At 62.1% G+C, this 23,592-nt stretch carries 19 protein-coding genes and 1 pseudogene; 4 read left to right on the forward strand and 16 right to left on the reverse strand.

The features are described from left to right. Position 1: 1 nt before the first annotated feature. The 6 genes from ACIQF4_RS07715 to ACIQF4_RS07740 all read right to left on the reverse strand — a co-directional run bounded on the left by ACIQF4_RS07715 (position 2) and on the right by ACIQF4_RS07740 (position 10,525). Positions 2 to 1,510 (reverse strand): NERD domain-containing protein, encoded by a 1,509-nt coding sequence (locus ACIQF4_RS07715; RefSeq protein WP_400516753.1) that lies wholly within the window; start codon positions 1,508 to 1,510, stop codon positions 2 to 4. Further along, positions 1,507 to 6,219: a sacsin N-terminal ATP-binding-like domain-containing protein gene (locus ACIQF4_RS07720; RefSeq protein ID WP_400516754.1), complete on the reverse strand. Its 4,713-nt coding sequence runs from the start codon at positions 6,217 to 6,219 to the stop codon at positions 1,507 to 1,509. The genes ACIQF4_RS07715 and ACIQF4_RS07720 overlap by 4 nt, the downstream gene beginning before the upstream one ends. 255 nt (positions 6,220 to 6,474) lie before the next feature. Then, a complete protein-coding gene (locus ACIQF4_RS07725) occupies positions 6,475 to 7,257 on the reverse strand; it encodes a DUF3883 domain-containing protein (protein WP_400516756.1) in 783 nt (260 codons plus the stop codon). A gap of 205 nt (positions 7,258 to 7,462) precedes the next feature. Further along, entirely contained in the window at positions 7,463 to 8,242 is a 780-nt protein-coding gene (locus tag ACIQF4_RS07730) for a carbon-nitrogen hydrolase family protein (RefSeq protein WP_400516757.1), read from the reverse strand. Positions 8,243 to 8,287: 45 nt separating this feature from the next. After that, positions 8,288 to 9,637 (reverse strand): APC family permease, encoded by a 1,350-nt coding sequence (locus ACIQF4_RS07735; protein ID WP_400516758.1) that lies wholly within the window; start codon positions 9,635 to 9,637, stop codon positions 8,288 to 8,290. 9 nt (positions 9,638 to 9,646) lie between these two features. Beyond that, on the reverse strand, positions 9,647 to 10,525 hold the full coding sequence (locus ACIQF4_RS07740; RefSeq protein ID WP_400516759.1) for a carbon-nitrogen hydrolase family protein: 879 nt from the start codon (positions 10,523 to 10,525) through the stop codon (positions 9,647 to 9,649). 96 nt (positions 10,526 to 10,621) lie between these two features. Here ACIQF4_RS07740 and ACIQF4_RS07745 point away from each other — a divergent pair, with 96 nt between their 5' ends. Continuing rightward, positions 10,622 to 11,371 carry a FadR/GntR family transcriptional regulator gene (locus ACIQF4_RS07745; protein ID WP_400516760.1) on the forward strand — a complete coding sequence of 250 codons (750 nt, stop codon included), beginning with the start codon at positions 10,622 to 10,624 and terminating at the stop codon, positions 11,369 to 11,371. 211 nt (positions 11,372 to 11,582) lie between these two features. Here the strand turns inward: ACIQF4_RS07745 and ACIQF4_RS07750 are convergent, their stop codons facing one another. The 5 genes from ACIQF4_RS07750 to hisC all read right to left on the reverse strand — a co-directional run bounded on the left by ACIQF4_RS07750 (position 11,583) and on the right by hisC (position 17,549). Further along, entirely contained in the window at positions 11,583 to 12,140 is a 558-nt protein-coding gene (locus ACIQF4_RS07750; protein WP_400516761.1) for a hypothetical protein, read from the reverse strand. Between the two features lie 92 nt (positions 12,141 to 12,232). Continuing rightward, positions 12,233 to 13,345, reverse strand: coding sequence for a DUF262 domain-containing protein (locus tag ACIQF4_RS07755; RefSeq protein WP_400516763.1), 1,113 nt, complete (start codon positions 13,343 to 13,345; stop codon positions 12,233 to 12,235). Between the two features lie 649 nt (positions 13,346 to 13,994). Then, positions 13,995 to 14,564, reverse strand: a complete 570-nt coding sequence (locus ACIQF4_RS07760) for a hypothetical protein (protein ID WP_400516764.1) — start codon at positions 14,562 to 14,564, stop codon at positions 13,995 to 13,997. Positions 14,565 to 14,995: 431 nt separating this feature from the next. After that, complete coding sequence (locus tag ACIQF4_RS07765; RefSeq protein WP_400516765.1) at positions 14,996 to 16,408, reverse strand: amino acid permease; 1,413 nt, start codon at positions 16,406 to 16,408, stop codon at positions 14,996 to 14,998. Positions 16,409 to 16,451: 43 nt separating this feature from the next. Further along, a complete protein-coding gene (gene hisC / locus ACIQF4_RS07770) occupies positions 16,452 to 17,549 on the reverse strand; it encodes a histidinol-phosphate transaminase (RefSeq protein WP_400516766.1) in 1,098 nt (365 codons plus the stop codon). 93 nt (positions 17,550 to 17,642) lie between these two features. Between hisC and ACIQF4_RS07775 the strand changes: the two genes are divergently transcribed. After that, positions 17,643 to 18,146 (forward strand): Lrp/AsnC family transcriptional regulator, encoded by a 504-nt coding sequence (locus ACIQF4_RS07775; protein WP_174175741.1) that lies wholly within the window; start codon positions 17,643 to 17,645, stop codon positions 18,144 to 18,146. A 116-nt stretch (positions 18,147 to 18,262) separates the two neighbouring features. After that, positions 18,263 to 19,921, forward strand: coding sequence for a thiamine pyrophosphate-binding protein (locus tag ACIQF4_RS07780; RefSeq protein ID WP_400516767.1), 1,659 nt, complete (start codon positions 18,263 to 18,265; stop codon positions 19,919 to 19,921). A gap of 31 nt (positions 19,922 to 19,952) precedes the next feature. On the opposite strand, the pseudogene ACIQF4_RS07785 reads toward ACIQF4_RS07780, so the two are convergent. Further along, positions 19,953 to 20,612: pseudogene (locus ACIQF4_RS07785) on the reverse strand (dihydrofolate reductase family protein). A gap of 109 nt (positions 20,613 to 20,721) precedes the next feature. Between ACIQF4_RS07785 and ACIQF4_RS07790 the strand changes: the two are divergent. Further along, positions 20,722 to 20,940, forward strand: a complete 219-nt coding sequence (locus tag ACIQF4_RS07790; protein WP_400516768.1) for a hypothetical protein — start codon at positions 20,722 to 20,724, stop codon at positions 20,938 to 20,940. 40 nt (positions 20,941 to 20,980) lie between these two features. On the opposite strand, the gene ACIQF4_RS07795 is transcribed toward ACIQF4_RS07790, so the two are convergent. The 4 genes from ACIQF4_RS07795 to ACIQF4_RS07810 form a co-directional block, all read right to left on the reverse strand. Beyond that, the gene (locus ACIQF4_RS07795) at positions 20,981 to 21,106 is read right to left on the reverse strand and encodes a hypothetical protein (RefSeq protein ID WP_400516769.1); all 126 of its coding nucleotides are present in this window, start codon (positions 21,104 to 21,106) and stop codon (positions 20,981 to 20,983) included. 101 nt (positions 21,107 to 21,207) lie between these two features. Next, entirely contained in the window at positions 21,208 to 21,978 is a 771-nt protein-coding gene (locus ACIQF4_RS07800) for a type 1 glutamine amidotransferase domain-containing protein (protein WP_400516771.1), read from the reverse strand. 63 nt (positions 21,979 to 22,041) lie between these two features. Then, positions 22,042 to 22,827 (reverse strand): hypothetical protein, encoded by a 786-nt coding sequence (locus tag ACIQF4_RS07805; protein WP_350003837.1) that lies wholly within the window; start codon positions 22,825 to 22,827, stop codon positions 22,042 to 22,044. A 52-nt stretch (positions 22,828 to 22,879) separates the two neighbouring features. Next, positions 22,880 to 23,491 carry a TetR family transcriptional regulator gene (locus ACIQF4_RS07810; RefSeq protein ID WP_350003838.1) on the reverse strand — a complete coding sequence of 204 codons (612 nt, stop codon included), beginning with the start codon at positions 23,489 to 23,491 and terminating at the stop codon, positions 22,880 to 22,882. Positions 23,492 to 23,592 lie beyond the last annotated feature (101 nt).

Below are 23,592 nucleotides of genomic sequence, written 5' to 3' on the forward strand. Positions count from 1 at the left end.
GTCACCATCCGCTGTCGTACAAGTTGCTGAAGGCGCCGTTTATCGTCCCTGGAAACCACGAGTGTAGCGAGACCCGTGCCCGCGTGACGGCGACGTAGAAGCTAGCTATGCCGGCGTCATCAAGCGGTTCGGGTAGACCACATACGATGACGTGTTCGGCTTCGAGCCCTTTGGCAAACCTAGGGGTGGTTACGGTGAATCCATTGGCTGTCACGGGCGTCTTGTCCGAGCCAGGGTCAATGATCCAGATCTCGCTCCGGCGAGCCCCGTCTTGGAGGAGCTGTGCAGCGACGGCCACACCGTCCGAGATTGTGACCTGACTATCTGTTGTATGCCACTGCACTTTTTCACCGTGCACAATTCCGGGATCGCCAACATCAGCGCCCAAATATTCCTGAACGACGTGCACGATCGCACTCGTGTTCCGCACGTTGAGGTCTAGGTCGACGGCCACGGCCTCGTCAGCAACGAGCGCAGCAACGTCGCCATCGTAGACGCCATCGACGTGTGCCTGGTTGTTCTGGTCGAGAAACATCCGCCAACGCCCGTTAGCTCGACCTCCAACAATCACGCTGTCAATCAAATCCATTGCCTCGGCGGACATCATGTCCTGCGCTTCGTCAATCAGCACCACGTCGTACCTGCCGGCGGTTCCGAGATTCTCGAAGGCGACCACGTCCACTTGCCGGTCATCGAGGTGCGGTGCGAAGTACTGTGCCAAAGCAGGCGACCGGAATGTGACGAGCACGGTACGTCCTTGATCTGCTTCTTGCTTGGCTGCCTCGACCAGGACCATGGATTTCCCAGTTCCCGCGCCGCCGTAGACGACCATGCGGTGGTTCCTCGCGAGCGCTCCAAGAACTCTTGACTGCCCAGCCGTTGCTCTATTCTGCTCCTCGATGATCGCCCCGCGCTGAGCGTCAATGACTGGCATTCGCGTGAACTCGCCGAATAAGCGAGCCCGAAGGTCGTCCATTCGGGCAATTTTTTGTCCGGTCGGAGCCTCGCGGGCGCTGGCCTCAACTGCATTGAGAGCGGCAGCGAGCTTTGCAGATGTCATGTCGTCACGTGCGAGCCAGTGCGTGGGTAGCCATCCGACTGCATCCGGCGGCGTATCGATGTCCGGGGTCACCACGACGGCCTCGTGCGCGAACCATCCCACACCTTGCTCCTTCAGGATGCTTCGAAGCGCGAACCCCGCCGACCGGGCCTGCTCCATTGGTGAGGTCGAGAGCCTGTGCCAGTCCCCGTGCCGGTCGATCGAGTACCAAACCCCGTCGTGCTTGCGCACACCTCCTCCTTTGACCTCGATCACCACCACGCATCCGCGCCATAGAACCACAAAGTCTGCCTCGGCCTGCTGCTTGTAGGAGTGCGAGCGCAGGTCAACCGAGTAAAAAGCGACTGCATTCGGGTCCGTCTCAATTCCATGAAGTAGGCGAGCAAGGGACCGCTCGCCCGCACTGACGGACTTCTTCTCGATGTCGGCCAGCGTCGGAACCAGTATCATCCCTGCTGCTCCTTCCAGAGCTCTTCGTAGTCGTGGTAGCCAAGGAAATCATTCATCGCACCCCAGTTGTCGGCTACGTCGACGATCAGACATTCCTCCTTGCCGCCGTTTTCCTTGCCCCGCAGCCCTCGGCCCGCCATTTGGATGTAAGCGCCGGGGCTAAAGGTGGGGCGAGCAATGTATAAGGCGCGTACGCCAGGTGCGTCGAATCCCTGCACCAGCAGGTCACAGTTAGCGAGCACTTTGATCGCGCCGTCCTGGAATTCTTTGATAACGTTTCGGCGTTCCTGGCGCCCGGTTTGGCCACTGACTGAGGCGGCCTTCACACCGCGATACCGCAATGACGCGGCCAGCACCTGCGCGGACAACACACTCGGCGTAAATACAAGGATCGGCCACTCCCGATCCTGTTCGAGGATGTGTTCCACCAGGATCCGCATTCGATGCTCATTGCGGCCGAGTTTCTCGTAAACGTTCCGATCGATGAGGCGGCTCGAGTTGAGCGTACTGCGTTCCGCGGCGTTGAGATCAACATCGACGCCGGATGGGAGCACCTCGTGCCTGACCCTTGCGAGCACGCCAAGTTTGACAAGCTCCTTGTATGCATCGGATTCGAAAGCGGTGAGACGATTGGTGCCGAACCTAGCGGCCAGCTCTTTGGTACCGCTGTGGTCACCCGCGCGGCCCTTGAATGGCGTTGCCGATAGACCCACCAGAGGCCGTTCCCAGCTGCGTCCATCGACGCCGAGCCACCGCAATATGGCCGTGTAGCGCGTCGAACCACCCGTGCGATGTGCCTCGTCGATAAAGACGGCGGTCGGCTGGCTGAGCCACTCGTAGTCGGGTCGACCCATGATCGCTTCAATCTTGGCGTCGGTAGCGACGACGACGGAGAGCTCGGTGTCAGGCTCGTGGACCGTGTTGGTGTCCCAGAGCCGACCGATGGTAAGAGGGCGCTCATCGCCCAGATACCGCCAGACTGTTTGAAATGTCTGCACTGCTTGCTCGCACAGCTCTGCGGACTGGGCTATCCACAGGATCGTTCCGGACAGCACCTCATCAACGAACAACTTGAGCGCGGTCTCTGTTGCCACACGGGTTTTGCCTGCTCCGGTGGGCAACTCGACCATGCCCTTCTGCGCCGGGCCCTCCGTGGACGGCTGGGTCAGAACTCTCCGTAAATCCTCGCTGATCCTCTTTTGGTAGCTGTGAAACTTGTTGAGTCGGACAGCACCGGCGACGACGAACTCCTCGGGACGCGGCCGGTTCCGCTGGCCGGCGAATTCAGGGCCGAACCCCATCTTGCGGACCCATGAAATCGCTGCCGGCGTTCCGGCCCAGGCCGACGGGACATCTGAGAACCCCTCCTCGCGGAAGCGCTCGGCAAGGATCCTCAGCGAGTCCGAGCCGTAGACCGTGAGGAACAGCTCGGCGACGGAAGTGTCCTCCCCGACAAGTCCTTGTGCCTCCAATGCCGTCCAAAGGCCGGTCGGCAGCGCGTCCTTCAGATCGTCCGGGCCAATGTACAGGTCTAAACGTTCAGCGTCAGACTCGATAGCGCACGCCTGCTGACGGAGCAGCTCGAGCCTATGGTTGAGGCCTGCCTTAAGCACGGCGGATAGCCTGGCGTTGTCGAGGCGCAGATCGAAGGCCTCATTCACGAAACTCAGAATCTGCCGCGCGTCTGAGTCTCCGGCGACCACGAGTTCAAATCCATCGCGGTGCCAGTTCAATGGCTGATCTTCGACGCCGTCCTCAGTCGTAACGCGCTTGGCGATCAACAAAGCACGGGAAACCTTGGCTGCGTACAACTGCACGCCGAATTCGTTCCGCAGCCCGGTGTAAACGTCAAGGATTCTTTGGGGGTCTTGCTGTCCCTCGACAACCATTGAAAAAGTGAAACTATCTTCGAACCGGCGACAGCCTACGACCTCGACCATCTCGTCAACCTGTGAGGGCCCGACGCGCAAGTACGGGCGGTGGCGAGTACCAAGGAAATTCTCCTGCTCGTCTGTCGTAGCAAGATAAACCGTAGACGGCGCATGCGCTTCTATCGTTTGCCTTACTCGGGCAGGAAGCGTCTTCGGCTTGGCACCTTCTAGCCCGCTCCTGCTTGCGGCCAAGACAAACTCCACAAGGACGTCATCATCTACCCGAGGAAAGAGCTGCCCCTCGAGCATCTCCCGCATGACGTGAGGGGGAACATCGGTGAGTTCGTCCGGAAGGTCAAGCAAAGTCAACACTTGATGTGGCCCTCTGTAGAGCGGCAGCAGCCCGGAAAAGCGCACCAACGAAGGTGCGATGACATCTCGGAGCGGACGATAGCCACGGGTGGTGTTGAAGAGCCCCGCTTGATCAACTGCCCAGCGAACGGGTGATCGCACTGCAAATGTGCGTCCGGTATCGGAGTCCTCGACTACCCATTCATGTTCGGCGAACGAAAGAAGGGCTGTCGTCCAGTTAGCGCGAACTTGATCGGGAACACCAGCGTCATGGAGCAGAAAGAGTACCGAGAACGGCCCCGGACCTTCGCCGGGGCTCAAATCGATAGTCCTAATTGGCCGCTCGCCCGGCCCCATTCGTCCGTTAAGCTCGCTGAGCGTTGCTTCGACGTAGGCTTCGTAGGCGAGCTCGTCCTCCAGCGCAAAGTCCTTCACCGGCTGTTGTACTACTCCCAGTCGGTGGGCGACATCAGGAACGCAGCGAGGCCGATCGAGGAGCCGAGAAGCGACGGTACCCGCTAGCGCAATATCGAGGTCGAGTACTTGCTGGGGCCAAGCCCAACCGCCGTCACGCGTCGGTACCTTGATCGAAGCTCGTGACGAAGCCATCAGTTTGGCGGCGGCAGGAACCGCGACCGATAAAACGGCGTCCCATAGCTTGACGAGGTCATCGTCGCTAGGCTCCACAGGAAGCGTCGCCAGTCGTGCGTTGAGAATCGCTTCAGGGTCCAGGTCCCGAAATCCCCGGCCGCGGAGAAGCATTTCGATGCCCTCCTCGGCCAGGAATGCGGCGTCGACGAAAACAGCTCCTTCAATTTCAAGGTCTGCTTCGCGGTGGAGGAACACGACGTCCTTATCGGCCAGTGCTCGCATGCCTTCGGACGTAGGAATCACGTTTGCATTCGCGATGTCATCAAGACCAGGGTTCTTAGTTACGGTGCGGAACGCATTGGCTGCAGATTTTGCGTCATTGCCCTCGGCCCACTCCCGCAGCCACGTCAAGAGGCCCCGCTTCGGCATGTGCTCGAGCGCAAGCTTCGTGTCACGTGCACTCGGGTCCAGGCTAGGACTGGTCGCGGATAGGAGAAGATCCCTCAAGCGGGTAGCGCGGGTCGGGGTCGAGTAACAGCGCCAGTGGGGGACGTCGCTGCCCGTGTTCGGCGACCTGACCCATCCTTGATGCACCGCCTCCTCGAAGCGGACTGTTAGATCCAGCGGACGGAGCGAAGCACCATTGCAAAGCTGGGCATTGGCATCTGGAATCAGATCACCCGCTCCCGCCAATCGCAGTACATGTGCTGACAAGTTCTCGTCGCCAAAGCCATGGCTTTCCTGGCCACGGCCACGCGCGGGCATGTAATCCAGATGTACCGCCGGGTCTGTTTCCGTCCTGAGTCGAGGCAGCAGACCAACGAATATCTCCGCAAGCGTTCCAAGCATTTCCCGGTTGTACTCGTTCTTGAGCAAAGTGGTCCGGTCATCATTTACGCTCCATGGAGCATTAAAGAGCCCTGATGCTGATGTTGTGTCTTGCAGCTGGAAGTAGGACCAGAATTGTCCAATCCTCAGCGCGTTCTGCTGAGCTGGTAGCGCGACCGTTACTTTCACTTCCGCACGCGATACAGCTTCTCCGACAAGTTTTCTCGCTGCGGCTGAAGGAGCGTGCATCCGGCTCCCGACAATCCATTCGCTGCCTCCGCCCGAGGGTCCTTCAATTCTTAAGACTCCCCCGCCCAGGTCGCGAGAGACGTGGCTTGTTTCAAAAGGATCAGTACCCACCACTCGAAGCTTCACTTCACGAACAGCTTCAACAAAAAGAAGAAACTCGGAGCTGAAGTTCTCAATTTCCTCACGAAGGTGGTCGAGATTGGACGCATATGGCAGCTTTACGACCGTCGACGCCCATACTCCCAGCTCGGCTAGGATAGGATCTGCCTGAATTTCTTCTTCAGCATCGAGGATAGTTGCCGTGCGTAAGATCGGAAACCGGTGCCCGGGTGCAATCTTGGTGAGGGCTTCGCGTGCTTGCGGCGAATTGAACTCGAATGAAATCGAGCGGCTAAAGACCTGCGGCGAGTCACTGACGCTGAGGACCGACTTGAAGCCGAGCCCGAAGCGGCCAATCTCATCGCCTCGCTTTCCACTGAGGTGTGCGTGCGTGATTGCGATCAATCCAGACCTAGAAAAAGGACGTCCGGAGTTAGCGCAATATAGTGTGCTCGAAGAAGAATCAAGCACAATTTCGACTTTTCCGAGACCACTCAGTCCGTCACCATCCGAACCAGCCATGGCATCGGCTGCATTCTGAACAAGCTCGAGAAGTGTACGGTTCGCGTAGCCCCCCGTACGTATGGACTCCTCGTGGTTAGCATGCTCAGCGATCAGAGTCGGCTTCGCATCGTAGGCTGCTATCGCACTTTGGAACTGCTGGTTAATTTCTCGAACAAGAACTGTGTCGGCAATCCAGTCGGCAGTTGTTATTGCCATTTGTTTCCCCCAACCTTGTTGGTGCTTCCTCGCACCGAATCGACCACAGCAACTTAAACAGGCGCGGAACGCCGACCCGTAGAGCAGCTACAAGTTACCTGGCCATCTGCTTAGCCAAGGTGTTGCTGTCGATCGTAATTCCCTCTTTACCGGGGCAGCTCAGTGGACACGAAAAACTGGCGAAACCCTGCCCCGCTCTTGAGTTGATCTTGATCTTTGGCGCACTCGCAGCGGCAAAACCTCGCCAGGATTCAATCAGGCTGGACGAGGAAGCGCAGTGAAACCGTTTGGCTCTAGGAGGCAAGACGCATCGAGATTACCTCTCAGAGGAAACCACGCGGAGTCATTTCCAAAGTTGTATACACGCACGAGGCAGTAGATGTCCGGGTGTTGCCTCGACACTTTGAGTTCATTGCTGGTGACAAAGAAAGGCGTCTCAGCACGAGATCTTGTGGTCTTCACTTCGATCAGCTTTTCTCTGCCGTTTTCCTCAAACGAAAGTATGTCGTAGCCATCCCCGTCACCTCGCGACTCGCTGACGTGATCAATCCGACGAGCTAAATTGGTTTTCCCTGCTTTGACAAGCCTCCGATATTCGAGATCGACTACGGCGAGCTCTCCTGCAAGCCCGAGCGCGCGATTTCTTGCCTCAATTGCCGCGTAGTCGGGACGGGCGGCGTGAACAGTATCCCCATTAGAAGATTGCGGGACAATGATCGAAGGAACGCTGGCACCATCGAAATCAAGGGAACCGATCGGGCTGGTTTCGGGCACTCGCAAGGCTTCGGCCAGGACAAGCTCGATGATGGATGGCCTTGACGCCAGTTGGCGCTGAACTTCAGGGACCAGAGTCTGCTGATAGTTCTGGGCAGGCTGGTAACCGCGGATCGGCCGTAGGCCAAGCTTCATCAGCACGGCTGAAATGTTCTGGTATTTGAACTCGATAGCCGACTCGGAGCGATTCGAGAGGCGAGGCAAAAGCGCTTTTCTAAAATGGCTCTTTACGTAGGATTGCCCCGACACTTCTAGCTGCAACATGTCAAGGTAGCTCCGTACGGTCATTGCCACTTCCGTTTGAGACCAATCAGTCGGTTTCCCTGCCACCCTGCCCCCAGTCCTTTCAGTTCCTATTGTTGCGGCCAGGCTACCTCACGTTCTTGCAAGTCGTTCGCCAACGGCATTACCAAACCGGCACTGAATTTATCTGGGATTTGGTGACGGGGCTCCCGGCTCTTCGATTCGGCTAGAGCCTCCGCTGCCGGAACATCGGGAACGACTTCCGCACCCGTTCCACCGTCTCCAGCGAAACCTCCACCGCCCGGACACCGGGCTCCAGCCCAAGGTCCGCTTCCACAACACCCATCGGATCCACCAGCACGCTCCGCCCCACGGACACCGGCGGCGCCTGGCACACCCCCGTCACGTACACGCTGTTCTCGATCGCCCGGGCGGCGTTCAGCGCCAGCCACTGCTCCGTCTTGTGCTCCCCCGGCACCCAGGACGAGCAGACCAGCAGGACCTGCGCGCCGGCGTCGGCCAGCGACCTGGCCAGCTCCGGGAACCGCAGGTCGTAGCAGGTCATCAGGCCGAACCGCACTCTCCCCTGCTCGAACACCACAGGTTCGGTGGACGGGCCCGGCTTGATGAACTTCGACTCCCCGAAGCCCTGCGCGTCGAAAAGGTGGATCTTCCGGTAGAAGGCCAGCCGGCCGCCGTCGGGCCCGAAAGCCACCAGCGTGTTGTACGCCCTGCCCGGTTCGTCCGAGGTTTCCACTACGCCCGCCACCAGCGCGATGCGGTGCCGGCGGGCGATGCCGGCGAGTTCCCGGCAGACGGGCCCGTCCAGCGGCTCGGCCACCGCAGGGAAGGTCGCGTCCACCTTTTTCTTCTCGTAGGTCGCGTACTCCGGGAATGCCACCAGCACGGCGCCGTCGCGCGCTGCCTCGGCGGCGAAGCGGTCGATCGCGGCGAGGTTGGCCCGGATGTCGGCACCCGACTCCAGCTGCCCCAGAGCTATCCTCACGGCTCTTCCTCCCTCAACACAATGGCCACACTACGAATTGACCGGTCAGGCGGCGGCCTCGACCGTCGCCTTCTCCGTGGCCGTCATCTCCGGCGGCGAGGCCTTGAAGCCGCGCGTGATCAGGGCCAGGACCACCACGCCCAGCACCAGCCAGGACACCCCCAGCGTAATGGCGTTGCTGTCCAGCCGGGAGAGCAGGTAGGCGCAGATGACGGCGCCGATCACCGGGACCACCACGTAGGACAGGGGGTTCAGCTGCTGCCCGGCCCGGCGCTGGCGCACATAGTGGAACACCACCGCGACGTTCACCAGCGTGAAGGCGGTGAAGGCACCAAAGTTGATGAACGACGTCGACGTGGCCACGTCCAGGAAGATCGCGATCAGGCCCACAATGCCGGTGATCACCAGGTTCGCCACCGGGGTGTGGAACTTCTCGCTCAGCCGGCCGAAGACAGCCTTGGGCAGGACGGAATCGCGGCCCATCGCATACAGCAGCCGGGAGGCGCTGGCCTGCGCGGCGAGACCGGAGGCGAACTGCGCCACCACCAGGCCGGCCAGGAACACGGCGCCGAACAGCTGCCCGCCGATCTGCAGGGCGATGGAGCTGGCCGCGGAGGCCGAGTCCTCGAACACTCCCCCGGGGTGTACCAGCTGGGTCACGTAGGACACCGCCACGAAGATGCCGCCGCCGATCAGGGCCACGAGCATGATGGCGCGCGGCACAGTGCGGCGCGGGTTGATGGTTTCCTCGGTGAGGGTGGTGACGGCGTCGAACCCCAGGAACGAGTACGCGGCGATGGCTGCGCCGGCGGAAATGGTGGCGAAGCTGGCGGTGTCGTTGAAGAACGGCTGCCCGCTGGCCAGTCCCCCGGCACCGTTGGCGGACACCACATTGCCGATGGCCAGCGCCACGAAGAACACCAGGACCAGTAATTGGAACGCCATCAGCACGTAGTTGGCCTTGTCCGCCACCTTGATGCCCAGGATGTTCAGCAGCGTGGTGATCACGATGAAGCCCACGATCCAGACGCCGATGGGGATGCCGGGGAACTGGGCGCTCAGGTAGGAGCCGCCGATGAGCCAGATGACCATGGGCAGGAAGAGGTAGTCGAGCAGCACGGCCCAGCCCACCAGGAACCCGACCCGGGAATCGATGGACCGGCGGACGTAGGTGTAGGCGGAGCCGGCCACGGGGTAGGCGATGGCCATCCGCCCGTAGCTGTGCGCCGTGAAAAGCATGGCTACGAGCGCCACGAGGTACGCGGCGGGCGCGGCGCCGCCGGTGGTTTCGGCGATGATGCCGAAGATCCCCAGGACGATAATGGGGGTCAGGTACGCCAGCCCGAACAGGACCAGCGAGGGCAGCTTCAGCGTGCGGGTGAGGGTTGTTGTCACGGTGTTTCCTTAGGGCTTGTAGGACGGCGGTGTCCAGGTGGCCGGGTTGATGCGGCCTTGGTAGACGGAAAGTTCGACGGCGGGCTCCCCCTCGCGGAACTGCGACCAGGGGCGGTTGAGGTTCTCCGTGCCGTGCGTGCGGACGCGGTCGACGGCGGCAAGGTCCAGTTCCGCGGTGAGCAGCTGCGGCTGATCGTCTGTTGCTTCTGTGAGGGTGTTGCCTTCCGGGTCCACGATGATGCTCCGGCCCTGGCCGGTGGGGCCGGCGCAGTTGACGCTGACCATAAACACCTGGTTCACGATGGCGTTGGCCTTGGCGAGGATCAGTTCCTGTTTGCGGTCCGGGGTGGTGGTTTTGACGACGTTGAGGATCACGTCGGCGCCCATCCAGGCGAGCTGGCGGGACACCTCCGGATACCAGGCGTCGTAGCAGATATTCAGGCCGATCCTGCCGATGCCGGGCAGGTCCACGGTGGTGAACTTGTCGCCGGGGTCGTAGGGCTCGAACGGGCGCCATGGGAAGATTTTCCGGTAGTAGCCGGCGAGATCCCCTTCCGGGGACAGGACCAGCTGGGTGTTGAACAGCTGCCCTTCAGGGCCGCGTTCGCAGACGCTGCCCGGGACCAGCCAGATGTTGAGGTCTTTCGCGAGTTGTTTGAGCTCTTTGACTCTTGGCCCGTCCAAGGGTTCGGCACTTGCCTGGAGGATCTCGGTTCTTTGTAGGTCCGGGTTTTCGTCGCCGAACAGGTGCAGCTCGGGGAAGACGACCAGTTTGCTGTGCGGCTGGGCCTCGAGGGCTTTCTTGACCTCGTCCGCGAAGGCCGAGACGGGTTCGCCGATGAGCCGCGGCCGTGCCTGGGCGGCGATGAGGGGAAGGATGCGTTGCATGGGTTTTCTCCGCTGTGGGGATGTGATCCGGGTTATATTAGATCAGAATGATCCAAAAAAGGGAAGGGGGCTGGTGTGGGCCGTAAAGTAGCGGATATGACCCCTCAGCTGGAGGACACCGTTGAGCCCACGCGCCTAAGTTCCGGCAGGATGCGCGGAATGGAGCGCCGCAGTGCGATGGATGCTGTCCGGATGCGGATCGGGATGGCGATTTCGCTTGGGCTCTTGAATCCGGGAGAGCGGCTGCCTGACCAGGAGGACGTTGCGCTGGGTCTTTCGGTCAGCCCGATCACGGCCCGACGTGCGCTGGCGAGCCTGGCGGAGCAGGGTGTGGTGGTGCGCCGGCGAGGTCGGGCCGGCGGAACGTTTGTGGCGGATTCGCCGCCTGCCGATGTTTTGGCTGAGCTCTCCGCCTCCCCCGCTGAATCGCAGGCCGTGAACCGGCTGGTGGACCGGCGGCTGCTGTTTGAGTGCGCTGTGACACATTACGCCGCCGTCAACGCCACGGCTGAGCAGCTGGATGAGCTGGAGCGGCTGACCCGGGAAATGGCTCAGGCGACAGATTGGTCCTACTACCACCGGATGGACGAGCAGTTCCATCAACTGGTGGGGACTGCGTCATGCCTGGACTCCGCCGTCGAGGTTTATCACGAGACGCTCGCCGAGCTCTACGACTACTTCATCCCCTACCCCGTCGAGAAGCTCCACAAGTCCAACCACGACCACATCGCTCTCGTAGCCGCCCTCCGCGGCGGCAATGTTGAGGAAGCCGTGGAGGTTTCCCGGAAGCACGTGGATGTTCTGCACCGGACGATGTTTATGGGGCTAGCCGAGGGCGGAGCCTAAGTCGCATGACGACTAACGATGGGCCGCTTCTGCGTCGGCAGCCACCCGAATTCTTGGGAAGCCAGGATCGAAAGCGCAGGAGTATTCCCTGTGCTACTTGAATAGCATCCGGTCAATGACTGCTATCGGCTTTCGTTTGCAGTGCACATACCAGGCAGGCGGTAAATTATTCACGTACGGCCTAGCGGAGTGACATCGACCCGAGCCAAGCTCAGCCCACGCAGCGGCCTGCGATTTCCAGTAATTCGTTAGTAATCACAAAAATCCACCTTTTAAGATTCAGCGGATCGGTTGCATCATGCGCCCTGAGCAATTTGCCTGGGCTTCCACTAAAAGAGATTCCAGTAATATCGAGGGCTGCCACTTTAAACTTTGCATCTGCATCATCCGAACTGTGAGCCACCCTATGCCTAATATTTCCCAGGTGCTGCAGACGGTTCTGACTATTGGATAGTTCCACTTCAATTGGAGATCCGTCTAACACTCGAGAGATCCGAGTTATTGCTTTCGTGGGGCTGTGCCACAAAAGGAATTGAGAACCGGAATACAAGGAAAGCCGGGCAGCCTTCAGTGAAGGGTGTAAGGAAGCACCGCTCGGCGCTTTGGGTTGGTATGTTGGCGAAGCTGCGCCAGCCATCAAACGCACCGTAGCATCCTCCTGAAACACCTCCCACGCAGCGAAAATCCGAAGATAGGCAGCTTCATATAAAGCCTCCATTTGCGGCGCTTTCAGGTTGCGTCGTACTTGAGTAGTTGGAGGTGCCGCCATCCAAAGCGCCTCAGTCGCCCCCAACCAGCTCAGTGTTTGAGCACAATCATTCTCAAACTTTGTTAGCGCAACTGCTAGCCGAACAACCATGATTAAGCTGAAAGTTTGGCTAGGTCCCAGAGGATGGTCAATCGCTCTGTTCTTGGTCCAAGATTGTCGGTCTGCCTAGCAGCGGAGTGCACAAATGACCGTTGCCATCCGCCCAAGTCATCGCTTGAGGCTTTGTCATTGACCAATTCAGATAGACGCGTCACGGCAGCCCTCAAAGACAGGCGGTCGTTGTCGTCCAGCGGTCGAAGAGGAGTTGCTAGATCCAACCCAGGCACGCCGTAGAGTCGATGCGCAACGGCACCAAAGAGTGTGTAGAAGAGAGGAGTCCGAGAGAACTCCGCCCCACTTACCACGTCCCCAAGTGAAGTGGAGATCTCCGATATTATGGCTTCAAATCTCTTGTGTGTCTCATCTCTGCTTAAATAGCGAAGAGGCTTCTTTTGCTTTCCGGAGATCCACGAAATCGGGTCCCGGCCCCACTCATCGTCAAGGCTGGAGTAGAAAGAGTCGACGGAAGTCTTTTTATCCTGCAGCCCGTCCATGAGCAGGATACTAAGTTCACTCACAAACTCGACTTCTTGCATTCTAGCGATGCCGACCTCCGAAAAAAGTCGGCTGCTGCGCCAAAATTCGAGATGTTCCCGGGCAATTTCGTACATAGCAGTCTTGAACACTCCGAAGTACTTTCCGTTGCGGAGTTCCTGCCGCGAAAGAGCCACGGAGTAGGTGTTAATACGGGCGAATATTTCAAGGATTGTTGCGTCAGCGACGTTATCGTACTCAAAAGCGTGGAACTTATACATCATCAAGCGTTCCGCTTGCTCAACATCCAAGTCCTTAAAGGCCATACCGGCCCATGGGGCCTCCAGGGTCCGACTCAGACGGTATTTACCACGTACAAAGTCGAACACCGCGCGGAGTCTTTGCTGCCCGTCAATGATCTCCCTGTATGCGCCCTTATTCCGCATTCCCAGCCGTATGTGTATGGGCGGGACGGGAAACCCTCTAAGAAGGGAATCGATGAAGTAACTCTTGGATGCTGCCTTCCAGACGGGTCGTCGCTGAAACTTAGGACTCAGTTCCAGCGACCCGCTTTCATTCCAGGCAACTAGATCCAGCACCACATGAGTAGTAGGCGTCGGGGATATGTTCACAAAAGCACAATACATGGACTTTCAAACGAGACGCCGAACGGCGGCCGCGTGCCAACTGGATCTACCCGAGGGTTGGAATTTCCTTCGCCCCAGCTTCGTAGTATGACCGCCGATTCCCAGGCGGGCAGGTCGCAGCGAGCATGTCGTTTCTAGCGCGGTGTATGAAGCTACGGTAAGGGCTACGGCTGGCATGGGTGTAGTTGAGCAGGGGTGATGTTTTGCGAATGATTGCTTTCTCAAGCTGCAGGGGGGTGACTGGGACTCTTGTCCGTTGTTGCCTAGGGATTAGCCGTGGTGCCATCCAGACAATGAAATGGTGAAAAGCCCCCGACTTCCAATATGCGTCGATAGGTAAGAACGGCTCGCGGATCTGTAGTTCCGCGAGCCGTTGGAGGGAGCAGTGCACGGGAGTATCAGCTCAAACTGGAGGTGGCAAGGCTGAGAGGCTGTTCGACAAGCTGCGGGGCTTGTATAAGTACGGAAATCCTTACCAGCATCGAACGCGTATAGGCAGTGGTTCACAGTTCACACGGCTAAGGTTTTTTCGGGAAACCCTGGATGCCCCGCTCAGGGCTCTTTGCCCAAGGTAGGGAATACACCTCCGCGACCTCTCATCGATCCTCGCAGAGTGATTTCTGTGAGAAAAGTGTTACTTCGGAAGGCCCAACCAGAGCCCTAGAAGAGTGGCACCTATGGGACCCACAACGGCAATGACGAGCATAACTGCATGATCCCTCCAAGCACGAGAAAGCCACGAACTTTTCTCGGGAGGCGACGTCAGCAAAGCCCGTTCTTCCGGCGTGAGCGGCCGCTGCAGGCGCTCCCCCATACGTTCGAAAAAGGCAGCCACACCATCAAGCGTTATGCGGTCGGGTCCCCAAAGATCCACCTCGACCCTGTTCTGTGCGATCCAGTAACGCACCTCAAAGGTAACTCCCATTTCGAGAAACGGACCGGCGACAGCAGTCTTTCTGATCCTTAGGCAGTTTGGAGTGAGATCATGCTTGCGGAATTCCTGAAAAGCTCCTCCGACCGTTTTGCCTCTGGCTGTCGACGAGTCTTCGTCGCTAATCACCCAGGGAAACCGCTTGAACCTCATCTCAGCGTACTGCGAGCCGTCAGCAAATAGTCGAGCGAGCTCGGCTTCCAGACGTAACGCCCCAAACTCACCCTGATCATTCGGTTCGAACTCAACCGTCTTAGAAAAACTGATCCCCACACTTGGCCCCTCAACTTGTATAGCAAGAGAATACCGGGCGCAGCGCTCGAATTAGCCTCAGCCTCAGCCTCGTTCACGGTCTTTCTATGTGTGGGTACTGGGACACATCGGTTGTAAGACACATTGCCCAACTCAATCAGCCTTGGATGTGTCTCGCTTGCTGGTCTCGAAATTGGCGGTTGCATTCAGCGAATCGGTGGCCGCTGGACGGCCATGGCTTATTACGGAATAGCTGATGCCGGGAGGCGCCCACAGTCTCGCACTGGAAAACAGGCGCTGGGATCGCGTTTTCGGAAGGCGTCCGGGAGCACCCCAGTGCGGCCACCTTTCGTCCGGTTTGGCCTCCTAGCCAGAACATCGTAGGGCGCGCCCGGGCAAAGCCGGACGCGCCCTCGGAATACCTATATTCGTGGAGCAGGCTCGCACCTACTTCAGTCGATGAGCACCGGCTCCTTCTCGCCGTCCGACGCTCCGACCACGGGCGAAGCCTTCCGGGAACGGTGGTTCATCCAGCACCCCACGGCCAGGAGCGCTACCAGTCCGAACGTGCTCAGGAGCTGGGGACGGGAGTCCTCGCCGATGAAGCCCACCGTGAAGATCGCTGCGAGGATGAGCAGGCCAAAGCCTGTGAGCCACGGGAAGCCGGGCATCCGCAGGGGAAGCGCCGTTCCCTCGCGGTCGGCGCGGAGGCGCAGGGCAAGCTGGGCCAGGAGCGCGGACGTCCACACCAGCAGGCACGTGGAGCCCACAATGTTGAGCAGAACGCCAAGGACCATCTCTGGGAACGCCAGCTCCAGCACCACCGTGATAATGCCGAACGCGACGCTGGCCAGGACTGCGACCACCGGAACCCGCGCCTTGGACACCGCAGCAAGCACGCGGGGTGCTTCACCCCGCTCCGCGAGGGAGTACGCCATCCGAGAGGCACCATAGAGGTTGGCGTTGAGCGCGGACAGCAGTGCTGCGACAGCCACCAGCGTGATGGCGGTGGCTGCGCCCGGCATGCCGGCGGCCTCCAGCACCGCGGCGAATGGGCTCTTTAGCCCCTCCGAACCGACGGGAACCACGGCCGCGATGATGAAGATGGCACCGATGTAGAACACCAGGATGCGCCACAGCACGGTGCGGACTGCCTTCTTCACGCTGCGGGCGGGTTCGGCGGTCTCGGCTGCCGCCACGGACACGATCTCGGTGCCGCCGAACGCAAACGCCACCACGAACAGTGCCGTGGCAATCCCAGCGAAACCGCTCGGGGCAAAGCCATCGCCCATGAAGTTGGACAGGCCCGGCGACTGGACGCCCGGCAGCCAGCCGAAGAGAAGGGCAGCGCCCACGGCCAGGAACACAACGATTGCCGCCACCTTGAGCAGAGCGAACCAGAACTCGAACTCGCCGAAGTTTTTCACGCTGGTCAGGTTCACGGCGGTAAGCACCACGATGAACACGAAGGCCATCAGCCACACCGGCAGCGCCGGGAAAATGGTGGCCAGCAGTCCTGCCGCACCGAGCGCTTCGGCTGCGATGACCACCACCAGCTGGATCCACCAGAGCCAGCCCACGGTGGCGCCGGCCACGGGTCCGTAGGCCTTGGCGGTGTAGACGGAGAAGGCGCCGCTGTCCGGGTTGGCCGCGGCCATCTCACCGAGGGCCCACATCACCAGGATGATGAGCGTGCCAGCCACGAGGTAGGAGATCAGTACGGCAGGGCCGGCCGCCTGGATACCCGCGCCGGAGCCGATGAAGAGACCCGCGCCGATGGCACTGCCGAGGCCCATCATTGTGAGCTGGCGGGGTTTGAGGGCCGCGCCGAGCGCGCGGGCAGACGTCTTTGTCTGTTGTTCCATGAGGATTCCTCTAGTTAGTAGGTGGAACTGTTGGGGATAAAATTCAGGCCGCGTGGGCTTCCAAGAGCCGGAGCACACGGTCGTTGGAGGCGGCATCGGCAACGGTGATCCGCACGCCGTCGCCCTGGTACGCGCGGACCATGATGCCCGCGCCGTTGAACGCGTCCACGAGCGTCGCCAGGAGATCGTCATCGGCACGGATCCAGAGGAAGTTGCCCTGGCTCGGCTGCAGCTTCCAGCCCTGGGCTTCCAGCTGCGCTGCCATCCTGACGCGCTCCTGCCGAACGGCGGCTACCCGCGCTTCCATCTCCTCCCCCGCGTCCAGCGACGCGACAGCCGCCTTCTGGGCCAGACCGCTCACCGAGAAGGGCAGGGCGGTCCGGCGCAGCCCCTCGGCGATGGCCGGTGCTGCCACGGCGTACCCCACGCGCAGGCCGGCGAGCCCGTAGGCCTTGGAGAAGGTGCGCAGGATGCAGACGTTCGGGTACTGGCGGTAGAGCGCCAGGGAATCGGGGCCGCTGCCCGCCTCGGCATATTCCACGTAGGCCTCGTCGATCACCACGAGGATGTCGGAGCGGACAGCGCCCAGGAAGGCCTCGATACGCTCGTGGCTGATCGGCACCCCGGTGGGGTTGTTGGGCGTGCAGAGCAGGATGACCTTGGTGCGGTCGGTGACGGCCGCGGCCATGGCATCGAGGTCGTGGCCCTCAAGGTGATCCAGCGGGATGCGGACCGGCCGGGCGCCTGCCAGCTCCACCAGGATGGGGTAGGCCTCGAAGGAGCGCCACGCGAAAACCACTTCGTCCCCCGCGTCGCACAGTCCGGTGATGATCTGCTGGAGGACGCCCACGCTGCCGGGCCCCACCGCCACTTCCCCGGCGGCGACGCCGAGGTGCCGGGCGATCCGTTCGCGGAGTTCGACGGCGGCCATGTCCGGGTAGCGGTTCATCCTGCCCGCTGCTTCGGCCACCGCAGTGATGGCTGCGGGCAGCGGGTCATAGTGACTTTCGTTGCTGGCGAGGGCTGCGATGTCCGCGCCGGCGCTGCGCCGCCCGGGGACGTAGGACGGAAGGCCGGCGACGGCGCCACGAAGGGTGGGCAGCGCGGTGGCGGGAGCGGCCAAGAGTTGTTCAGCGGTCATGAGGACTGACTATGGAAGTGACCCGGCCCACATTGCAAGATACGCTCTAGCCATTGGGACTTCTGCTCAACTTCTAGTATCTGTGGTGAAAATATGACCATCGCGAACACTCGCACCCTTGATTCGCTCGACGGCCGCATCATCCTGGCCCTGGACAAGGATCCCGAAGCCAGCGCCCTGGCACTCTCCCGGACACTCGGCGTCGCCCGCAACACCGTCCACGCCCGGCTGGCGCGGCTGGAACGCAGCGGCGCGCTCCGCTCCTTCAGCCGGCGGCTGGACCCCGCCGCACTCGGCTACGAACTGATGGCCTTCCTCTCCCTGGAAATCAGCCAGACGCGGTTCGGCTCGGTGGAAAGCGGGCTCGCCGCCATCCCCGAGGTCATCGAGGTGCACGCCACCACCGGGGACGCGGACCTCATGGCCAAGGTGGTGGCCCGCGGCACCGCCGACCTCTACCGCATCACCAACCAGATCCTGGAGATCGACGGGATCCAGCGGACCAGCACCGCCATCTCCGTCATGGAACTCATGCCGCCCCGCTACGACGGCCTCATCAGCCGGCTGTCCGAGCAGGAATCCCGCACGTCGGAGTAAGCGCTGGTGGCGTGCCCGACTGGGCAAATTGTCACTGCAAGAACCCACTGCTGCCAAAAGTCCCAACAGCATCCTCGGGTATTGCAAATGTGAGATCCAGGCCACACGCTTCCTGCATGACTACTCTCACCGTCTCAGGTCGCGTGGCGCAGGTTCTCAGCAGCTACGTCAGCGACGTCTTCGGCGTCATGGGCAACGGCAACGTCTACTTTCTGGACGCCGCGGAGAAGCAGGGCATCCGCTTCACCCCGGTCCGGCACGAAGGCGCCGCGATCGCCGCCGCCGACGCCTACTACCGCGCGTCGGGACGCCTCGCCGCGGGCACCACCACCTACGGCCCCGGCTACACCAACGCACTCACCGCCCTGGCCGAGGCAGTCCAGGCGCAGATTCCCGTGGTGCTGGTCACCGGCGACGCCCCCACCAGCGGCGCGCGGCCGCAGGACGTGGACCAAACAGCCATCGCCGCGGGCCTCGGCTCGGCCACCTTCACCGTCACCCGCGACGCCGCGGGCGCCATCACCCGGCAGGCGGTGGAGTACGCACTCACCAAGCGCACCGCCGTCGTGCTTGCCATCCCCTACGACCTCGCGGCTCTCGAGGCCGGGAACGAGGACCTTCCGGCAGCGAACGCATCAAGGGTGACGGACGACGTCGACGGCGGCCTTGGGCAGGCAGCCCGCCTGCTCGCCGGTGCCAGGCGGCCGCTGATCCTGGCCGGCCGCGGTGCGCACCTCGCCGGCGCTGGCACGGAGCTCCGCGAACTCGCCGACCGGCTCGGCGCATTGACCGCTGGAACCGCCCTGGCGCTCAACCTCCTCAACGGCGAGGGGTACCTGGGCGTGGCCGGCGGTTTCGGCACGGACACCGCGGCCGGGCTCATGGGCGAGGCGGACGTTGTCCTGGTGGCCGGGGCCAGCCTGAGCCCCTTCACCATGCGGTTCGGGCACCTGCTCGGCCCGGACAGCACGGTCATCCAGATCGACGCCGGCCTGCAGCCGACGCACCCCCGCGTGGACCACTTCGTCAGCGCTGACGCGAAAACCGCCGCAGGACGTCTCCTTTCATTGCTGGATGGAGAGGCTGCTGCGGACGGATGGCGCGTGGAAGCGTCCAGGCGCATTGCTGAAGGACCGGCCCACCACCCTGGCTCGGGCGAGACCCCGGACGGCCGGCTGGACCCGCGCTCCCTTGCCACCGCACTGGATGCCGTCCTGCCGGCGCGCCGCACGGTGGTCCAGGACGGCGGGCACTTCATCGGCTGGGCGCCCATGTACTGGAACATCCCGCGGCCGCAGGACCTGGTGATGGTGGGGACCGCCTTCCAGTCCATCGGGCTGGGACTTGCGAGCGCCGTCGGGGCAGCCCGGGCCGTGGAGGACGGCCGCACCCTGGTGCTCGCCTCCGGCGACGGCGGTTTCCTGATGGGACTGGCGGACCTCGAATCGCTGATTGGTGCGGCTCGCAGCGCGATTGTGGTGATCTACAACGACGCCGCCTACGGGGCCGAGATCCACCAGTACGGCTCCCAGGGCCTGACGGAAAAGCCCATGATGATCCCCGAGGTGGACTTCAGCGGTGTTGCGCGCGCGTTGGGTGCCGAGTCGGCGGTCATCCGGTCCCTCGCGGACTTGTCTGAGCTGCAGGAGTGGATCGACGCCGGCGCCCGCGGAACCTTCGTGGCCGACTGCCGGATCACGTCCACTGTCCGGGCGCCGTGGCTGAGCGAATGGATGGCAGCCTCGCAGGCAGCGAAGGCGGCGGTGGCGGGCTAAACTCTGGTAGCGCCGTCGGGCCTTCCCCCGCCTACACCACCGTGCGACGGGTGAAGACCAGATGGACAACCCCCTGCGGGGAGGGGGTCGCTTCAATGTCAAAGCGTTCTTCAAGGCCCTCGAGTCCGTCCCAGAGCCGTTCACCCCGGCCCAGGAGGATCGGCACGAGGACACAATGCATGTGGTCTATCAGGCCGGCCTCGAGGAACTGACCCACCGTACTGGCGCCGCCGCCGATCCTGACGTCCATGCCGGGCGCAAGGGCCCGGGCCTGTTCAAGGGCGGAGGCAGGGTCCGCGTCAACAAAATGGAAAGTTGTTCCGCCTTCCATTTCGAGCACAGGCCGGGGATGGTGTGTCAGGACAACCACTGGGGTGTGGAACACGGGGTTATCGCCCCACCACCCCTTTCAGTCCTCGTTCTCCCAGGGACCGCGCTGGGGACCGAACTTGTTGCGCCCCATGATTTCGACGCCGACCCCGGGTCCCCACTGGCTGGCGAAAGCCTCGTCGACACCGAAGGATCCTTCCGTTTCCCCATGGATGCCCATCGCGCGGAAGGTCCGCGTCTCGAAGGCCCACTCCATCAGCCGCATGCCTGCGTGGCCGAAGGGAGCGTCCAGCTGCTGGCCTTCGCCGGTGCCGAAGCCGTCGAGGGAGACCGAAAAGTTATGCACGCGGACAAGGGACATGGCGTCTCTCCTGAAGTGTCGTAGGCAGTCACTGTATCGCGGTCCGCCCAACCGCTCAAGGGCTGATGCGGCCTCCTTGGCGCTTACCGGTGCCCGGTACCCTGTTCCCATGAGCACCCGAGACACCCCTGCACAGATCGGGGACCTGCCTCCCCTGGGCCGGCCGGCCAACAGCGCCCTGCTGCAGGCGGGCATCACAACACTGGCGCAGGTGGCGTCACATGAACCTGGTAAGCTGCTCGCCCTTCATGGCGTGGGACCCAAAGCCATCCGCCTCCTCGAAGCCGCGCTGAAAGAGCGCGGACTCGAGTTCGCCGGCCCTTCTTAGAGGACAAACGGAGGCAACAGCCGCTCTGCATGAGGACCAGTCAGTCCTTGGGTTCGTCGGCCTCTGCCTCACGATCATTCGTGCCTGGCTTGTCGTGAACCTTTTTCGGGATCTTGCCCTCTACGTCAGCGGGGACGGGAGGGTCTTTCTCATCGTCAGTAGACATAGGCCAAGCCTAAGCTGCACCGCGGTTGCTGCCGCCCGCACGCAAAAACTGACAGCCACCCAATCATCCGGGTGGCCGTCAGGTTTACTAGCGCGTTGGGGTTACTGCTCCGCTTCCGCGGCGGCAGCTGCCTTGATGGCGTCCTTCTCGGCGCGCAGGGCCTCCGCGTCGTGCTGTTCCACGGCCTTTTCCTGGTGGATGACCGCTGCGAAGAGCTTCTCCATCTCCTTGGCCACGCCGGCAGCGGACGCCGGGTTCTGGCCGGTCACCAGGCGGTCGTCAACCACAACCTTCTCTTCAAAGACGTCAGCGGACACATGTGTGGCCCCCTGCTCCTCCAGCCGGTCTGCCAGGAAGAACGGGATGACCTTGTCCTTGCCTGCCGCGACCTCCTCGTCGTTCGTAAACGCGGCCACCTTGCGGCCCTCGACGAGGCGAAGCCCGTTTTCCAGCTCCACGTTCAGCAGGCCGGCCGGTCCGTGGCAGACCGCGCCCACCAGGCCACCGTTGTTGTAGACGCTGGCCACCAGGTTCTGCAGGCCCTCACTGTCCGGGAAGTCCCACATGGTGCCGGGGCCACCCACGAGATAGACGGCGTCGTACTGCTCCGGATCAACGACGTCGACGCGGGCCGTGTTGTAAAGGCCCGCGCGCGTGGTCTCATCCTCCGTGAAGGCGACCTGGATGGGATCTTTCGTGTCCACCTCGTCGCGCGGGGGCTGGCCGCCCTGGATGGACGCAAAGTCGACGAAATGCCCTGAATCCTTGAACACTTTCCAGGGATGTGCAGCCTCGGCCACGTTGTAGCCGGTCTTCTCTCCGGTGTCGCCGATCTCGGAAACGCTGGTCAGTACCATGAGGATTTTCTTCATGAAATGCTCCTTTCGTCCGCCTCCCACCCTACGCCCGGGCCACTGCGAACCTTCCCGGCTTCATCAGGGCTGGCCTGTGGGGACCAGCCGGTACGCGAACCGGCTGTCCAGGCCGCCGGGTCCCATCGTGAGGTCGGCCCCCTCGGTGGGCAGCACCACGGGCGCCTTGAACACGCTCCCGCTGCACGGGACCTGCACGGGCGCGAGGACTTCCACGCCCTTCCAGGTGGCCACGGACAGCTCGGCTACCGGCAGTCCGGCACAGACGAGCTGCAGTTCGTACTCGCCCGGCTGGGCCTGCAGGCCGGCGGTGGTGGTTGTGTTCCCGCTGCCGGTGCCCCGCAGCTCGCCGGGCACAGGCGGTTGCAGCTGCTGTGCTGCCCAGTCTGAAAGGTCTTCGAGCTCCGAAAGCCTGCGGTCAGGGTTGGCCTGCACCTTGACGCCCGTCGCGGCCGGCCGGCCGCTTGGCGGCACCGCGCTGATGGTGAGGGGACCGCCGTCGTGCCTGACAAAACGGTCCAGCGTGGAAGTGCACTCAAAGCTGGACGCCTCCGGGACGCCGTCGGCTTTCACAACGGTGAGCTTCGCCCCGTAAACCCCTGCGCAGGCGCCGGTGACCAGATAGTCGCCGGGCGCCAGGTCAAGGGACAGTTTCCCGGCGGGTTCTGCCTCGGACGGCAGGCCGGGGTCGGCAGGGGAAGCCTGAAGCAAACGCGCCACTTCGCTGACGTTCTCCTCGAAGGACGCGGCCGACGGCGTAGCGGGCGGCGGGGATGAAGGTACCGGCGGCTCGTCCGGGCCGCTGTACTCACACCCCGCCATTGATATGGCCACAACAGCCGAAACCATGAATATTCCTACGCGCCGAACCGGCATCCCCCCAAGAGACATGGACCCGAGTCTACGGTCTCCCCTGGCGCGCGGTATCCGTAGCGGACACAGCCCATCCGTTCTTGACGAGGGATGTCAGGGCTTGGGTGGAAAGCTCGTCAGCCATGGCCGCATCGCGCACCCAACTGGTAGCCAGCGCGGCGAGGAAAAGGTCCCGCCCCCGGACTTCGGGCCGCGCAGTGCCCTCTTCCTGGGCCGCCGTCAGGAACTCGTCGGTGGTGGTGATGAACCCCTGGCAGGTGATGCCCAGCGGGGACTTTTCCGTGGTGGTGGCCGTCCGGAGCGGTTCAGGCAACCCATCAAAGGCGCCCGCCCACTCGATCAGGGCATCAAGCCACAGTTCAAGACAGCTGGCCGCACCTGCCCCTTCCGCGCGGATGGCGTCACGCCGCGAGACGAGTTCCTCGTCGCGCGCGGTCAGCAGGGCTGCGAGCAGTGCCTCCCTGTTGGGGAAGTGGCGGTACAAAGTCCCCGCACCGACCCCGGCCTTTTTGGCGATCGCGTCCAGCGACCCTGATACCCCGTGCTCGGAAAAGTATTGTGCGGCGGTATCGAGGATGTGGTCCCTGTTGCGCTGGGCGTCAGCCCGGGGACTGCGGCTGCCGGATGCCGTTCTGGCCATGGTTCACCCCTTGCATTGACAAATCGGAGACACTCTCCGTATCGTTTCTTCCTAAGAGGAGACTATCTCCTTTTTATCTTCCGTGTCATGTGCTTGCGGCT

It is taken from the genome of Pseudarthrobacter sp. NPDC092202 (genome assembly GCF_044755505.1).
Classification (GTDB): Bacteria; Actinomycetota; Actinomycetes; order Actinomycetales; family Micrococcaceae; genus Arthrobacter.